At 65.4% G+C, this 13,788-nt stretch carries 17 protein-coding genes; 8 read left to right on the top strand and 9 right to left on the bottom strand.

The window, feature by feature from the left end:
- Positions 1–71: 71 nt before the first annotated feature.
- The 4 genes from prmC to hemA all read right to left on the bottom strand — a co-directional run bounded on the left by prmC (position 72) and on the right by hemA (position 4,186).
- Positions 72–989, bottom strand: a complete 918-nt coding sequence (gene prmC, locus AC1DQR_RS36370) for a peptide chain release factor N(5)-glutamine methyltransferase (protein ID WP_416049794.1) — start codon at positions 987–989, stop codon at positions 72–74.
- A gap of 124 nt (positions 990–1,113) precedes the next feature.
- Positions 1,114–1,440 (bottom strand): hypothetical protein, encoded by a 327-nt coding sequence (locus AC1DQR_RS36365; RefSeq protein WP_150985667.1) that lies wholly within the window; start codon positions 1,438–1,440, stop codon positions 1,114–1,116.
- A gap of 224 nt (positions 1,441–1,664) precedes the next feature.
- The gene (prfA, locus tag AC1DQR_RS36360) at positions 1,665–2,747 is read right to left on the bottom strand and encodes a peptide chain release factor 1 (protein WP_416049793.1); all 1,083 of its coding nucleotides are present in this window, start codon (positions 2,745–2,747) and stop codon (positions 1,665–1,667) included.
- A 134-nt stretch (positions 2,748–2,881) separates the two neighbouring features.
- Positions 2,882–4,186, bottom strand: coding sequence for a glutamyl-tRNA reductase (hemA, locus tag AC1DQR_RS36355; RefSeq protein ID WP_174427671.1), 1,305 nt, complete (start codon positions 4,184–4,186; stop codon positions 2,882–2,884).
- 253 nt (positions 4,187–4,439) lie between these two features.
- Between hemA and AC1DQR_RS36350 the strand changes: the two genes are divergently transcribed.
- Positions 4,440–4,676: a hypothetical protein gene (locus AC1DQR_RS36350; RefSeq protein ID WP_416050388.1), complete on the top strand. Its 237-nt coding sequence runs from the start codon at positions 4,440–4,442 to the stop codon at positions 4,674–4,676.
- 55 nt (positions 4,677–4,731) lie between these two features.
- Here AC1DQR_RS36350 and AC1DQR_RS36345 read toward each other — a convergent pair whose 3' ends face one another.
- On the bottom strand, positions 4,732–5,499 hold the full coding sequence (locus AC1DQR_RS36345; protein ID WP_416049792.1) for a 5'-methylthioadenosine/adenosylhomocysteine nucleosidase: 768 nt from the start codon (positions 5,497–5,499) through the stop codon (positions 4,732–4,734).
- Positions 5,500–5,656: 157 nt separating this feature from the next.
- Here AC1DQR_RS36345 and AC1DQR_RS36340 point away from each other — a divergent pair, with 157 nt between their 5' ends.
- From AC1DQR_RS36340 to AC1DQR_RS36330, 3 genes are read left to right on the top strand one after another with little or no spacing between them, the layout of a single operon-like run.
- On the top strand, positions 5,657–6,712 hold the full coding sequence (locus tag AC1DQR_RS36340) for a DUF2157 domain-containing protein (RefSeq protein ID WP_416049791.1): 1,056 nt from the start codon (positions 5,657–5,659) through the stop codon (positions 6,710–6,712).
- On the top strand, positions 6,709–7,830 hold the full coding sequence (locus tag AC1DQR_RS36335; RefSeq protein ID WP_416049790.1) for a DUF4401 domain-containing protein: 1,122 nt from the start codon (positions 6,709–6,711) through the stop codon (positions 7,828–7,830). Before AC1DQR_RS36340 ends, AC1DQR_RS36335 begins: the two co-directional genes overlap by 4 nt.
- The gene (locus AC1DQR_RS36330; RefSeq protein ID WP_477134780.1) at positions 7,827–8,327 is read left to right on the top strand and encodes a GDYXXLXY domain-containing protein; all 501 of its coding nucleotides are present in this window, start codon (positions 7,827–7,829) and stop codon (positions 8,325–8,327) included. Before AC1DQR_RS36335 ends, AC1DQR_RS36330 begins: the two co-directional genes overlap by 4 nt.
- Before the next feature lie 233 nt (positions 8,328–8,560).
- On the opposite strand, the gene AC1DQR_RS36325 is transcribed toward AC1DQR_RS36330, so the two are convergent.
- Together AC1DQR_RS36325 and AC1DQR_RS36320 are read right to left on the bottom strand one after the other, a co-directional pair.
- A complete protein-coding gene (locus AC1DQR_RS36325; RefSeq protein WP_416049788.1) occupies positions 8,561–8,965 on the bottom strand; it encodes a PIN-like domain-containing protein in 405 nt (134 codons plus the stop codon).
- A complete protein-coding gene (locus AC1DQR_RS36320; RefSeq protein ID WP_416049787.1) occupies positions 8,962–9,651 on the bottom strand; it encodes a DUF433 domain-containing protein in 690 nt (229 codons plus the stop codon). The genes AC1DQR_RS36325 and AC1DQR_RS36320 overlap by 4 nt, the downstream gene beginning before the upstream one ends.
- Positions 9,652–10,086: 435 nt before the next feature.
- On the opposite strand from AC1DQR_RS36320, the gene AC1DQR_RS36315 reads away from it, so the two are divergent.
- Complete coding sequence (locus tag AC1DQR_RS36315; RefSeq protein WP_416049786.1) at positions 10,087–10,377, top strand: hypothetical protein; 291 nt, start codon at positions 10,087–10,089, stop codon at positions 10,375–10,377.
- A gap of 135 nt (positions 10,378–10,512) precedes the next feature.
- Here the strand turns inward: AC1DQR_RS36315 and AC1DQR_RS36310 are convergent, their stop codons facing one another.
- Positions 10,513–11,775 (bottom strand): hypothetical protein, encoded by a 1,263-nt coding sequence (locus AC1DQR_RS36310; protein WP_477134779.1) that lies wholly within the window; start codon positions 11,773–11,775, stop codon positions 10,513–10,515.
- A 174-nt stretch (positions 11,776–11,949) separates the two neighbouring features.
- Here AC1DQR_RS36310 and AC1DQR_RS36305 point away from each other — a divergent pair, with 174 nt between their 5' ends.
- Genes AC1DQR_RS36305 through AC1DQR_RS36295 form a run of 3 tightly spaced genes read left to right on the top strand, consistent with a single transcriptional unit; the run spans position 11,950 to position 12,547 of the window.
- Complete coding sequence (locus AC1DQR_RS36305) at positions 11,950–12,102, top strand: hypothetical protein (protein WP_416049784.1); 153 nt, start codon at positions 11,950–11,952, stop codon at positions 12,100–12,102.
- A complete protein-coding gene (locus AC1DQR_RS36300; RefSeq protein WP_416049783.1) occupies positions 12,099–12,254 on the top strand; it encodes a type II toxin-antitoxin system RelE/ParE family toxin in 156 nt (51 codons plus the stop codon). Before AC1DQR_RS36305 ends, AC1DQR_RS36300 begins: the two co-directional genes overlap by 4 nt.
- Entirely contained in the window at positions 12,251–12,547 is a 297-nt protein-coding gene (locus AC1DQR_RS36295) for an addiction module antidote protein (protein WP_416049782.1), read from the top strand. The genes AC1DQR_RS36300 and AC1DQR_RS36295 overlap by 4 nt, the downstream gene beginning before the upstream one ends.
- A 100-nt stretch (positions 12,548–12,647) precedes the next feature.
- Here the strand turns inward: AC1DQR_RS36295 and ychF are convergent, their stop codons facing one another.
- Positions 12,648–13,739, bottom strand: a complete 1,092-nt coding sequence (ychF, locus tag AC1DQR_RS36290; protein WP_183034141.1) for a redox-regulated ATPase YchF — start codon at positions 13,737–13,739, stop codon at positions 12,648–12,650.
- Positions 13,740–13,788 lie beyond the last annotated feature (49 nt).

Here is a 13,788-nt window from a genome sequence, read left to right as displayed (position 1 = left end):
GAAAGGGCGCGCGTGATGCCCGCGCCTTGATGCAATCAAGTATTTGATTTTACCGGAATCGGCTGCTGGCTTCAGGCGGCCGCCCCGGCATGCGCTGGCAGGCGAGCCGCGCTGCAGCGTTCATGGCCGGCCAGGTCGTGCGCGGTAAAGATCTCGGCCATGCCGGCGGCGGCCAGCAGGTCGCGGGCAGCCTGGCCCTGGTCGTAGCCGTGCTCCATCAGCAGCCAGCCGCCCGCATGCAGGCGCGCGGCGGCCCCGGCCACGATTGCCCCCAGGTCCGACAAGCCATCGCCATGATCGGTCAGCGCATCGATCGGCTCGAAGCGCAGGTCGCCCTGGCCCAGGTGCGGGTCCGCGGCGGCGATATAGGGCGGATTGCTCACGATCAGGTCGAAGCGCAGGCCAGCGGGCAGCGCGGCGTACCAGTCGGAGGCCAGGAAGCGCACATTGCCGGCGCCCAGGGCGCGCGCGTTGTCTTGCGCCACCTGCAGCGCGCCGGGAGAGATATCGGTCGCCCAGACCTCGGCGTCGGGCCGTTCGCAGGCCAGCGTGACGGCCAGCGCGCCGGAGCCGGTGCCCATGTCGAGCACCCGGGGGGCAGCCAGTGGCGCCAGCAGCTTCAGAGCCGCTTCCACGGCGATTTCGGTGTCCGGGCGCGGAATCAGCACATCCGGGGTCACGCGGAAGGCGCGCCCGAAGAATTCCCGCTCCCCTAGCAAGTAGGCCACCGGCTCGCCGTCCAGGCGGCGCCCGAGCAAGGCGGCCACGCCGTCGCGCTGGGCCGGGGCAAGCGTTTCGTCGTCGCGTGTGATCAGCTGGGTGCGGGTGAGCCCGGTGACATGGCTGATCAGCAGGCGCGCCTCCAGCGCTGGCAAGCCGGCTGCCGCAGCCACGGCCAGGGCGTCGCGTACCGTGGCTGTCTCAGGCAGTGAGACAGGCGTAGTGGCATTGGGGCTGGGGGAGGTGGCGGTGGACGTGGTGCTGGGCATGGAGAAGGCAAAAAAACAAAACCCCGTCGGGAGGTGCCCTGACGGGGTTTGCAGTGTAACGCGCTTGCCTGGACGGCGGTGCCTGGCCGCGATGCGCCAGTCTCTTGCCGCCGTGGCGTGCGGATTACTTGTTGACGGCGTCCTTGGCCTTGTCCGCGCTGGCGTTGACAGCATCCTTGGCGGCGTCCTTCGCCTTTTCCATGGCATTGCCGGCATCGACCTTGGCCTTCTCGGCGGCAGCGGAAACGTCGGAGGCAGCGCTGCTGGCAGCGGCCTTGGCAGCATCGGCGGCATTGCTGGCGGCGGATGCGGCGTCGCTGGCGGCGGCCTTGGCGGATTCAGCGGCGCTTTGCATGGCGCTGTCGGCGCTCGGCGTGGCGGGGGCTTCTTCCTTCTTGCTGCAGGCAGCCATGGCGGCGGTGATCATCAACAGCGCGAGCAATTTCTTCATGATTTCGTCCTTTTGTCCGTTTTCGAGTGGCGACACGCCGACCTCTGTGTGGCGGCTCAGTCGAAATCGATTATAGACAGCGAAAAATGGCGCGCCAGTGCTGTTGCAAGCATTTACAACAGATACAAAGGTTTTCGTTCGAAAATCGCGATTTATGCAGGGCGGTCCAAAAATCTGCCTTAATGACCGGTAATTCGTCGCAATAACCTGCTAATGCCGAGCGATTAATGCCCTTCGCCCAGCGCCGCCAGCTGGTCCGCCTGGTGTTCCGCGGACAAGGCGGACAGGAGCTCATCGAGATCGCCGTCCATGATCATGTCGATCTTGTAGAGCGTCAGGTTGATGCGGTGATCCGTCACGCGCCCCTGCGGGAAATTGTAGGTGCGGATGCGGTCACTTCTATCACCGGTGCCGATCAGGTTGCGCCGGGTGCTGGCTTCTTTCGCCTGGGCCGCGCGCAGCTTCGCGTCCATCAGCCGGGCCGCCAGGACCTTCATGGCCTTGTCCTTGTTGCGATGCTGGCTGCGGTCGTCCTGGCACTCCACCACGATGCCGGTGGGCAGGTGGGTCAGGCGCACTGCCGAGTCGGTCTTGTTCACGTGCTGGCCGCCGGCGCCGGAGGCGCGGAAGGTATCCACGCGCAGGTCCGACGGATTGATTTCCACCTCGGTCACCTCATCGGCCTCAGGCATGACTGCCACCGTACAGGCCGAAGTGTGGATGCGCCCCTGGGCCTCGGTGGCTGGCACGCGCTGCACGCGATGGCCGCCGGATTCGAACTTCAGCCGGGAAAAGGCCGCATCCCCGGCGATCCGGATGATCACTTCCTTGTAGCCGCCCAGGTCGGACGCCGATTCGCTCATCACCTCCACCTGCCAGCGCTGGCGCTCGGCGTAGCGTGTGTACATCCGCAGCAAATTGGCGGCGAACAGCGCGCTTTCCTCGCCGCCGGCACCCGCGCGGATTTCCAGCAGCAGGTTGCGGTCGTCGTTGGGATCCTTGGGCAGCAGCAATGTCTGCAGGCTGCCTTCCAGCGTTTCCAGCCGCTCCCGGGCCACGGTGATCTCATCGGCCGCGAACTCCTTCATCTCGGGATCGTCCAGCAGCGCTTGCGCGGTGGACAGGTCCTCCTGTGCCTGGCAGTACTGCGCATATTGCTCGGCCACCGGCGTCAGTTCGGCGTGTTCGCGCGTGAGCTTGCGGTACTGGTCGATCTTGGCGGTGGCATCTTCGCGCGCAAGCAGGGCGTTGACTTCGTCGAGTCGCTCGGACAATTGGTCGAGCTTGGCAAGCATGCTGGCTTTCATGGGGGTCCGAAGAGGCGCGGTGAAACGGGTGGAGACGGATGTTGCTGCTGGGATGCGTGCGGGCCAATGGCCAATGGCCTGAGGCAACGCAAAGCTGGCCGCGCGCAGGACACGCACGGCCGAGGCGAGCGCGGCTAGCGCTCGGAGTGGCTGCTGTGGCGGAACAAGCCCGGCACCAGGCGCAGCAAGGTCTCGCGGTCGTCGCCCTGGGTGTGGTTCAGGGCGTGGGTCGGGCCGTGCAGGAATTTGCGGGTGAGCGCGCCGGACAAGGCTTCGAGCACGGCTTGCGGGTCGTCGCCGCGCGCCAGCATGCGGCGCGCGCGCTCCAGCTCAGCCTGGCGCATGGCCTCGCCCTGCACCTGCAGTTCGCGGATGACAGGCACCACGCTGCGGGTTTCCAGCCAGTGCATGAAATTCTGCACGCGGCTTTCGATGATGGCTTCCGCCTGGGCCACGGCAGCCTGGCGCATGGCATTGCCCTCGCGCACGATGGCGCCGAGGTCGTCCACGGTGTACAGGAAGACGTCGTCCAGGCGCGCGACTTCGGGCTCAACGTCGCGCGGCACGGCCAGGTCCACCATCATGATGGGGCGGTGGCGGCGCAGCTTGACGGCGCGTTCCACCGCGCCCAGCCCGATGATGGGCAGGGAGCTGGCGGTGCACGACACCACGATGTCGAACTCATGCAGGCGCGCGCCCAGCTCCGACAGGCGGATGGCCTCGGTGGTCAGGCCCTGGCCGGCGAGTTGCTCGGCCAGCCGCTCGCCACGCTCCACGGTGCGGTTGGCCACCACGATCTGGCGCGGCGTTTGCGCCGCGAAGTGCGTGGCGCACAGCTCGATCATCTCGCCCGCGCCGATGAACAGCACGCGCTGGGTCGAGACGCTTTCAAAAATCCGCTGGGCCAGGCGCACCGCGGCAGCGGCCATGGATACCGAATGCGCGCCGATCTCGGTCTGGCCGCGGACCTCCTTGGCCACCGCGAACGTGCGCTGGAACAACTGGTTCAGGTAGGTGCCCAGCGCGCCGGCTTCACCGGCGGTGCGCACCGCATCCTTCAACTGGCCCAGGATCTGGGTTTCGCCCAGCACCATCGAGTCCAGCCCGCTGGCCACGCGGAAGGCATGGCGCACGGCTTCGGACTGCGGCAACGAGTACAGGTGGGGAGCGAGTTCGCCGGCCGGCACGTTATGGTGCTGCGCCAGCCAGCGCAGCGTGTGCTCGAAGCCTTCCGAACCCGACAGCAGCACATCGGTGGCGCAGTAGATCTCGGTGCGGTTGCAAGTGGAAAGGATGGCGGCTTCGGTGCCATTCTTGCCGGCCAGGTGGGTGCGCAAGGCGCCCAGGGCGGGTTTGATCTGCTCAAGCGGAAACGCCACTCGCTCGCGCAGCGAGACGGGCGCCGTGGTGTGATTGATACCGATCGCGAGCAGTTGCATGGTGGGGAGCATGTCTCTCTGGCCGGGCTCCGGGCGGCGGCTTTGCAGGCTGCAGCGCGGGAGTCAGGTGCAATCCGGGCATGAATTCAAGCGCGGATTCCGGCGCAAAGCGCCGCCGAACCGGGCTACATTATAGCGCCCGGCGCGGATCTTGCCGGAGCGCGGTCGGGTTTACCGTATTGTCGCGGCCACGCGCGGCGCCCGGCGGGACTCCCCGGGCAGCGCGCCATATTCCGGAATTTGGGAGAAAGTGATGTTGGGTACGCTGGTGGTAGGGGTGCTGGTTGGGCTGGCGGCGCGGTGGCTGCACCCCGTGGGCCGGGTCAGCCTGCTTGCGGCGGTGGTGTTCGGCGTACTGGGCGCGCTGGCCGCGTTTTACGGCGGCCGCGGGCTGCACTGGTTTGTCGACGGGCAGATGGCGGGCTGGTTCGCGGCCGTTCTGGGCGCGGCCGTGCTGGTTGGCGTCGGGGGTGTGGCGAGGGGGCGGTGAGACCGGCTCAATGCCTCTCAACCTGGAATTAACGCCGAACCAAGCTTCAGGCAGGTTACCCGCGCTGCTCCAGAAACCGTCTCAAAACCCCGCTTGAATAATGGCTGGCCACGTCGGTCAGGAACGCCGCAAAATCCACGTGCGCGGTATCGTCGGCCCGATCCGAGAGCGTGCGCATCACCGCATGCCGCACGCCATACTCATGGCAAACCTGCGCCACCGCGGCGCCTTCCATTTCCACCGCCAGCACGCCGGGCAAGCGCTCGCGCAACTCGGCCGCGGCGGCGGGTGAGCCGATGAACTGGTCGCCGCTGGCGATCATCCCCACATGCAGCCTGGGCGCGCTGACCCCAAAGCGCGCCAGCACGCCGGCCGGGACGGAGGTCGGCAGATCATCCCGCAGGTAGCCTGCCACTGCATCGCGCAGCGCGGCGGTAAGCGCCGGGTCGGTGGGGAATTCAGCGCGATCCAGCAACGGGACCTCATGCCGGGCAAAAAACGGCCGCGCGTCCAGGTCGTGCTGCAGCGTGCGGTCCGCCACCACCACGTCCCCGACCCGCGTCTCGGCCCCGATGCCGCCGGCCAGGCCGGTGAAGACGATCTCATCCACGCCGAACTCGCGCACCAGGGTGACCGTGGTGGCCGCCGCCGCCACCTTGCCCATGCGCGCGAGCACCAGCACGCAGCGCTGGCCGTAGAGATGGCCAACGTGATAGTCGCGCATGCCGATCGTCCGCACGGTGGCGCGGGCATCATCGTGGCGCATGGCGGCGATCAGGCCGTCGACTTCATCGTGGATGGCGGCGAGGATACCAAGGGTCATGGCGTGGCGTGGCTGAATTGGAGAAACGCACAGCATACCGGGCCGGGACAGGGCGGCAAAGCAGCGCTGTTGCAAGTTCCCGCTCACGCAAGGAAAGCTGCGCAGATGGCGGCGCCTTTGCTACAGTGCGCTGGCGTATCCATCACATGGGGCATCGATGCAGGCAACCACAACGCAGGGTTTTCAAGACCGGCGGGCAGCGCGCCAGGCGCTGGCAGACTGGCGTGAGCAGGGCGTGCTCGGCGCCGACGGCGTGGCCGCCGGCTGGCCAGGGACCGAACCCGACGCGGCGCAGTGGCGGACCTGGCTCGATCGCACGCTGCTGATGCTGGGCGCCGCGCTGCTGTGCGCCGGCGTGATCGTATTCTTCGCCTTCAACTGGCAGGACCTGCACAAGTTCGCCAAGTTTGGCCTGCTGGCCGGCGCGCTGACCCTGCTGGCGGGATTCGCCTGGCTGCGCCCGCCCGCCGACATGGCGGGGCTGGCGGCGCTTTGCGGCGCCCAGGTGGTGGCCGGTGTGCTGCTGGCCGTGATCGGGCAGGTCTACCAGACCGGCGCGGACGCGTGGCAGCTGTTCGCCCTTTGGGCACTGCTGGCGATCCCCTGGGCGCTGGCCGCGCGCGCGGCGCCGCACTGGTGGGTGGTGATCGTGCTGGCCAATATCGCGCTGCTGCGGTATTTCAGCGTGCGCCTTGGCGTGGGCGGCATGTTCGACCTGCTGTTTGGCGCGGCTGGCGAACGCGCCACCACGCTCTCGCTGCTGGCGGCCACGCTCGTGCAGCTGCTGCTGTGGTTCGCGCTGCGCGCAGTGGCGCCGGCCTACGGCTTTCGCGGGCTGGCCGGCGCGCGCATCCTTGCCACGCTGGCGTGCGCCTATGCCGGCTGGCTCGGCCTCGCCAGCATCCTGCACAACCGCTTCGATCCCGCCATGTTCGGCGTGGCCATGCTCACGCTGGGCGGGCTGCTGGCCTGGTTCCGGCTGCGGGCATTCGATGTGGTGGCGCTCAGCCTGGCCAGCTTCTCGGTCATCGTGCTGCTGGTGACCGGGGTTGCCCGGCTACTGCTGGAGGGCAGCCGGGACGCGTTCGGCGCCTTCCTGATCCTCGGGCTGCTGACCATTGGCCTGTCCGCGGCGGCGGCGGCCTGGCTGCTGCGCGCTTATCGACACCACGGGCAAGCCCAAAGCGGCGCGCCCAACGGAGAGCCGGCATGACCAGCGACCATCACGTAGCACAAAGGTTGTGGCAGGACCTGGCCGCGCGCGGCTTGGTGCAAGGGCAGCTGCAAGCCGCACAAGGGCGCACGCCATGGGCCGTCAGGCTGCTGATGGGACTTGCGGGCTGGCTTGGTGCGGTGTTCTTCCTCGCCTTCCTGCTCGGCTCGGTCTTTGTGGCCGCGCGCGACAACGCCGCGGCAATGGCGCTCTGCGGTGCCGCCATGATCGCGCTGGCCGCGGTGCTGTACCGGCGCCGCGCGGGCGCCACCGCGCTCGAGCAATTCGCGCTGGCCGTCAGCCTCAGCGGCCAGGGCCTGCTCGTGTACGGCGCGAGCCAGGCCTACGGCGGCGGCCGCCTGCTCGAATCGGCCGCCTTCTGGGGCGCGCTCGCGCTGCTGGAGGCCGTGCTCTATGTGCTGGTCAGCAACCGGCTCCATCGCTTCCTGGCCGCGCTGGGCGTATGGACCGGCGTGGCCCTGGCGCTCCACCTGGCCATGACGCCCGGCCTGCGCCACGTCTGGCAAGCCATGAGCTTTTCGCTAGGCTGGCTCGCGCCCTTCGCCATAACGCTGCTCACCGGCTTCGTGCTGGCGCAAGGGCGGCTCTGCGCCGCCGGGCTGCACAACTGGATCGAGCCGGCCGCGGATGCCACGCTGCTGTTCGCACTGGGCGCGGCTCTGGTGGTGACCGGCCTCAGCCAGCCTCAGGCACTGCTGTTCGATGCCGACACCGGGCGCCACGCCGGCAACTACTGGATGACCGGCGCGCTGTTTGGCGCGGTGCTCGCCGCGTTTGTCCTTGCCGAAGCAGGCCGGCTGCAGCTAAGCCCGGCAGTGCGGGGCACCGCGCTTGTCGGCGCGGTGCTGTTCAGCGCGTTGCTCGCCGGTGCGCCGGCGGTAGTCGCCGCCGCCCTCGCGCTCGGCCTGGCGCTGCGCCGCGGCTCGCTGCCCTGGCTGGGCCTGGCCGTCGCCGCGCTCGGCAGCGGCTTCATCTGGTACTACAGCGCGCTGCACTGGACGCTGCTGATCAAGTCCGCCACGCTCGCCGGCGCCGGCATCGCCGTGCTGCTGCTGCGCCTGGCGCTGCGTCGCGATGGCGCAAGGAGACAAGCATGAAACGCTGGATACTATTGGCATGGGTGCTCACGCTCGGGCTGGCCGCCTTCGCCATCGCCGGCAAGGAACGGCTGCTGGCGCATGGCGACACCGTCTACCTGCGCCTGGCGCCAGTCGATCCGCGCTCGCTCATGCAAGGCGACTACATGGCACTGAACTTTGCCATCGCCGAGTCCATCCGCCAGGCAGGCAAGCTGCAAGGCATCGAGCCCGCCCGCGAGCAAGTTGCCGTGATCCGCCGCGATGCACGTGGCGAAGCGACCTTCGTGCGCCTGTACACAGGCGAGGCACTGGCCGGCGGCGAGCAACTGCTGCGCTTGCAGAACGTGCCGGCCCGCTGGGGCGGCACGCAGGCGCAGGTGTCCACCGATGCGTACTTCTTCCAGGAAGGGCGGGGGGCGCGGTTCGAGAAGGCGCGATATGGGGAGTTTCGCGTGGGGCCGGATGGGCAGGCGCTGCTGGTGGGGCTGCGGGGGGAGGATTTGGGGGCGCTGTGAGAGGGGGGGCGGTTGCCGTCGGCATGCCGCTGTGCGCCAGCCATGATTGGATTGGCTGGAACATCAGCGCCGATTCACATTGCTGTGTTGTGTGATGGCCATGCTTGATGGCGCATCGCAGATGCCGGAGGCCCGACGCAATGCGCGCGCTGGTTGCAAGCCCGCGCCTTTTGTAGCTTCCAGAGATCGGGCGTTGGTGCCAGGGCGTCGTGAGACGCCGCTTTGCGCCTGTCCTAGAGCTTGACTTGCTCGAACTGGCCTTTGCCAGAGAAGTTGAATGGAACCTTGAAGGCGGCTCCGCCTTTGATACCTTCAGATTGCTCGATGATCCGTGGCCACCACCGCACCAGATTGTGCGCAATATCCCAGAACCTATGGTTTGACCAGCTTTTGTCGAGAAAGAAGACAATTAGCCCGGCACGGCGCAGTGCTTCTCGCTCGAGGCCTTTGTTCAGCTTGTCGTGCGTGATGACAGCCCATCCGCCTTCTTGCGAGAGAGCGTCGATCCAGGCCGCATCCCTTGTGTCTTGTGGGAAGCGGTCTCGCAAGGGGGCAACGGAGTGCCCGTATGGTTCGGAAAGCGAGTGGAGCGCCCGTGCCAGCGCTGGAGAGAGATTGTTGTCAGCGAAGAACTTCACGCTACCAGGCGTTCTTCAAAGGCGACTGCGGCCTCCACCGAGGCAACAGGCACTTCATACAACCTGGCAACAAGCTGTTTGTCGCCTTCGGCCTGGAATGCCTCGGCGAGGATTGAAGTTCTGATGGCGCCATCAGTGACAATGGGCTTACCGAAGGCGATTCCAGGATCTAAGACCACGGCCTTGCTGCGCAGCGTCGGGTACCAGCGCGCGGCGGCATCGTCAGCACCAAATTCGATGCCACGATACAAAGAGGGCTCGATGATCTTCTGAAACGCGTACTGGCTTTTCACCAAGTCCAGCAGTTCGGTCTCACCGGACTCTTGTATGGTGGACGCGAAGATTGTGCGGCCGTCCGTCTGAAAACGGGGGGAGGTAAAGGGATGTGGCAGGGCAAAAAGCTCGCGTGCCTTGCGGCTGGCGAGGCGTATCGTCTGCAGGCTGACGCCGTGCTGGCGAAACGCTCGGACGAATCGGACTTCCAGCAGATCATGAAAACTGATCCCATCCACGTCCGCTTCCGCCAGTTCGGTCTCCCAAAGTGGAGCAACCGGGACCGCATGCCGGGTTGTCTTGTCCCGATATGCATAGCCGTCCAGCCAGCGCCGCAGGTCGCGCACGGGGATGCCGGTGAGCCTCGCAGCTTCATGGAAGGTGTATAGGCCAATGCCAGTCAGCTTCATCATTGCCCCCTCCTTCCACGTAGTGTCCTGCCAGCTAAATGCCGGCGGTGAATCTGGATATTTTAGCGGTTTCGCGGGCGTGCAGTTGTCATGTTTCTGTTAACACGCACCGGTGCCTGACCGGCGTAAATCTATTAGGGAGCAACTCCAATCTGTGGTTGTGCTTCTTCGTGGAGTCAGCAGCCGATGCCTCGGGAATGTGCAAGATCATTGCTGCCAGCGCTATACTAGATGAGTCGCTGCAACCACAGCGACCGGGATTGGCGTCTCGAAAACGTGGGAAGACAACCGCCGCAAAGCGGTTCCTTTGAACTCGTCAAGAGGAGGCGCACATGCCCCAGTCCTTGTTTGTCCGAATTGCCTGTACCTGGCATTCCGCTTACCCCAAAGTCCCCGTGCTTCCAAAGCGCATGCGCTCCCAACTCGGGAGGGCATCCGATGTGTAAGCACCCCCACTACAACATCAGCGCCGAGCAGACCGGCCGCGATATCTTCGTGACGGCGCACGCTGCATCCGAAAGCCCGCTTAGCCTCGCCGCCGAAAAGGCTGCCCAACTCAATGCGCTGCTGTCGGTCGCTATCGAGAACGCTGCCGGTGGCACCCTTGCGAACTTGACTGACGAGACACAAGGTCACCTGCTCTCGCTGGCGGCGACACTCGCTAACGAAGCGCTGGTGTTGAGCGAACTCGCGGTCTTGCGGGACTCGGAGGGCGCACGTGATGGATGAACTTGTGGCGGGCTTGTACGAGCGGGCTGCGTCAGCAGTCTCGTGAAATAAGAAGCCCCGCAGGCGTTTTGTCGCGCGGGGCTTCTGTTTGTTTGCATCCGAGTGGACTTTCACCCCGCTGCCGAGTCGTTTCGCCTATTTGCCGCGCTTCGCACGGAAGTAGCGGTCCCATCCTGCGGCACCTGGCAAAGCCAGGTCCCGATCTGCATCGCGCAAGCGGCGCAACAGGGCGCCGCGCTTGGCGTGGGAAGCCAGGAGCTGCTGCAGCGCACGCTCGAATGCTTCGCGGCTCGATGTGAGCGCATAACCGTCCGCCAGCTCCGCCAGCGCCTTCGTTGCCTCATCATAGGCCGACGCCGTGCCCCTCTGTACCTGCACATCAATGGCTGCCCAGCGCTTGTCCGCATCGTTCATCACCAGCCTCAGTTGCGCTTCGCGCTTTCGGCGGAGTGCGGCCTCCTGCCTGGTGTGTKCCTTTGCTTCGCGCTTCAGGCGCGCAACGGAGGCCGCTTCGGCGAGTTCCCGCAGATGACCGAGGATGCGCCGCGCGGTGGAAGGCGGTGTTGAAACGTGCTGCGCTTTCAGCCAGGCGGCATGTCGCAACCGGACCTGGCGTTCCGCTTGATGTACCAGCCCTTGGGCTAGCAGTTTCAGCACCGCTGCCATTTCCTCGCGTGGCAATTCGCGCAGCCAAGCATCGATGCGATCATCCTGCGCGGCATCGCCCGGCGAAACGTCGGGGCTCGCCGCCGCAGCGGCGGCCAGCAGGTCGGGATCGATCTCCAGGAATTCGACTAGCGCTTCCTGCGGCGGCGACAGTGTCGCCAGGCCGGGGGGCACCTCCGGCTCCAGTGCGTCGTCCGAAAGGTCATGGGATCCCGCCAGCCAGCCAAGGTAAAGCGGGCGCAGGTCGCCACGCATCAGCTCGGCGCGCAGGGGGGCCAAGCGCCGCATCCAGCCGCTGCCGTCTTGCATGCCAAAGCGGTCATAGTCTTCGCCTTCGTTGAGTGACCACTCAATGATCCAGTGTTCTCCGTGTGTCTCGATGGTCGAGGCATGCCGGATGGCGAAAGGCTTCAGTTCCGCTTTGCCAAACGTGGATAGCGGCACGCGTAGCGCCAGCCTGCTGCTGCACCAGTTGGCGGTGTAGACGAAGACGTCGAAATATCGCCGCATCCAGTCAGCCGGATCTGCCTTCAGATCGCCCCACTCATAGTGATTGACGAAGCCCGCGGGGCTGATCTGGGCGCGCGTGGAGACGGCGCGCAGCTGCGCCATCTCGGCGCGGGTGAGCGGCCGGTCGATGGCCGCGAATTCGTAGTATTGGTATTCGTTCACGCTGGTTGGATGGATACAGGCGCCTGCATCGCTGATTTCGCGCTGCGACTCGATCAGCAATGGTACCGGCAGGCAACGATGCCAATCTGGTTCTCTGTTGTGCCATTGATGAAGCGCGTTGTCATCGATGTCCGTGACCAGAAACCTGTCCTATTGTCCGTCAAGGGGCGCTGATTTCCCGATGCGCCACACGTTGCCCTTGATAGATGTATCCATTCGGATACGATGCGGGTTATGACCACACTTAACCGCACCGCTGAATTCAGCGCCTGGATCTCGACCCTCAGGGATCTGACGGCAAGGGCCAAGATCCTGGTGCGCCTCAAGCGAGCCGAACAAGGCAACTTTGGCGATTCGGAGCCAATTGGGGATGGCCTGTCGAGATGAGGATCGACTTCGGCCCTGGCTACCGCATCTATTACGGCCGCGAAGGTGCTGTGGCCTACTTGCTTATTTCAGGCGGCGATAAGTCGACTCAGAAAGCCGACATCAAGCGCGCTAAGGAAATGTGGAAAACGATCAAGAAGGAGTCATCATGAACAAGATCGAAGTGGCACGCTTCGATGCCTCGGACTATCTCAACAGCGAAGAAATGATCTCTGAGTACCTCAATGCAGCTTTGGAAGAGGACGACACTGCAGTGCTGCTTGCCGCTATTGCGGACATTGCCAAGGCACGTGGTATGACCAGAATGGCTGCCGACTCTGGACTTGGCCGTGAGAGCCTTTACAAAGCACTCGCTCCGGGCGCAAAGCCTCGCTTCGACACCATCATGAAACTCCTGCACGCGCTCGGCGTGAAGCTCACAACAGTGCCCGACGCTCACGCATAACTAACCGACGCCACGGCCAAAAATAAAAACCCCCCGCCACCTCAAGGGGTGGCGGGGGGGTTTGTTGTCGGACGAAGTTCGCCGACGTTCGATACTCGGCTTAGACGTTGAACAAGAAGTTCATCACGTCGCCATCCTTCACCACATACTCCTTGCCTTCCGCGCGCATCTTGCCGGCTTCCTTCGCGCCTTGTTCACCCTTGTAGGTAATGAAGTCCTCATAGGCGATGGTCTGGGCGCGGATGAAGCCGCGTTCGAAGTCGGTGTGGATCACGCCAGCCGCTTGCGGCGCGGTGTCGCCCACATGGATGGTCCAGGCGCGGACTTCCTTCACGCCGGCGGTGAAGTAGGTCTGCAGGCCGAGCAGGGTGAAGCCGGCGCGGATCACGCGATCCAGGCCGGGTTCTTCCATGCCGAGGTCGGCCAGGAACACGGCCTTGTCTTCGTCGTCGAGGTCGGCGATTTCAGCTTCGATGGCGGCGCAGACGGCCACGACCGGCGACTTGGTCTTGGCGGCGTGGGCGCGCACGGCGTCCAGGTGCGGGTTGTTCTCGAAGCCGTCTTCACGCACGTTGGCCACGTACATGGTGGGCTTGGCGGTGATCAGGCACAGTGGCTTGATGGCGGCCCATTCTTCATCGGACAGGTCGAGCGTGCGCACGGCCTTGGCCTCGTTGAGCACGGCCTGGGCTTTTTCCAGCACGGCCACCAGGCGCAGCGCTTCCTTGTCGCCGGCGCGGGCTGGCTTGATGTAGCGGGCGTGGGCTTTTTCGACGGTGGAGAGGTCGGCCAGCGCCAGTTCGGTGTTGATCACCTCGATGTCGGACAGCGGATCGACCCGGCCGGCGACGTGGATCACGTTGTCGTCTTCGAAGCAGCGCACCACGTGGGTGATGGCGTCGGTTTCGCGGATGTTGGCCAGGAACTGGTTGCCCAGGCCTTCACCCTTGGACGCGCCTGCCACCAGGCCGGCAATGTCGACGAATTCCACCACGGCCGGCAGGATGCGCTCGGGCTTGACGATCTCGGCCAGCTTGGCGAGCCTCGTATCCGGCACTTCCACCACGCCCACATTGGGCTCGATGGTGCAGAACGGATAGTTYTCGGCGGCGATGCCGGCCTTGGTCAGGGCRTTGAACAGCGTGGACTTGCCGACRTTGGGCAGGCCGACGATGCCGCATTTGAGGCTCATGGTAAACCTTTAAAAATCAATGGGTGGGTTGCGGTTCACCCTGGGTGCG

This window comes from Cupriavidus sp. 05L411, from assembly GCF_056398045.1.
The sequence above is the reverse complement of the archived record's forward strand: the minus strand, read 5'-3'. Positions and strand labels throughout refer to the sequence as shown.

Coding starts and splice junctions, on each gene's coding strand:
- AC1DQR_RS36345 (WP_416049792.1), bottom strand. CDS start 5,499: ATGACCCTTGGTATCCTCGCCGCCATCCACGATGAAGTCGACGGCCTG.
- hemA (WP_174427671.1), bottom strand. CDS start 4,186: ATGCAACTGCTCGCGATCGGTATCAATCACACCACGGCGCCCGTCTCG.
- AC1DQR_RS36315 (WP_416049786.1), top strand. CDS start 10,087: ATGTGTAAGCACCCCCACTACAACATCAGCGCCGAGCAGACCGGCCGC.
- prmC (WP_416049794.1), bottom strand. CDS start 989: ATGCCCAGCACCACGTCCACCGCCACCTCCCCCAGCCCCAATGCCACT.
- AC1DQR_RS36340 (WP_416049791.1), top strand. CDS start 5,657: ATGCAGGCAACCACAACGCAGGGTTTTCAAGACCGGCGGGCAGCGCGC.
- AC1DQR_RS36320 (WP_416049787.1), bottom strand. CDS start 9,651: ATGATGAAGCTGACTGGCATTGGCCTATACACCTTCCATGAAGCTGCG.
- AC1DQR_RS36305 (WP_416049784.1), top strand. CDS start 11,950: ATGACCACACTTAACCGCACCGCTGAATTCAGCGCCTGGATCTCGACC.
- AC1DQR_RS36335 (WP_416049790.1), top strand. CDS start 6,709: ATGACCAGCGACCATCACGTAGCACAAAGGTTGTGGCAGGACCTGGCC.
- AC1DQR_RS36330 (WP_477134780.1), top strand. CDS start 7,827: ATGAAACGCTGGATACTATTGGCATGGGTGCTCACGCTCGGGCTGGCC.
- prfA (WP_416049793.1), bottom strand. CDS start 2,747: ATGAAAGCCAGCATGCTTGCCAAGCTCGACCAATTGTCCGAGCGACTC.
- AC1DQR_RS36365 (WP_150985667.1), bottom strand. CDS start 1,440: ATGAAGAAATTGCTCGCGCTGTTGATGATCACCGCCGCCATGGCTGCC.
- AC1DQR_RS36295 (WP_416049782.1), top strand. CDS start 12,251: ATGAACAAGATCGAAGTGGCACGCTTCGATGCCTCGGACTATCTCAAC.
- AC1DQR_RS36300 (WP_416049783.1), top strand. CDS start 12,099: ATGAGGATCGACTTCGGCCCTGGCTACCGCATCTATTACGGCCGCGAA.
- AC1DQR_RS36350 (WP_416050388.1), top strand. CDS start 4,440: ATGTTGGGTACGCTGGTGGTAGGGGTGCTGGTTGGGCTGGCGGCGCGG.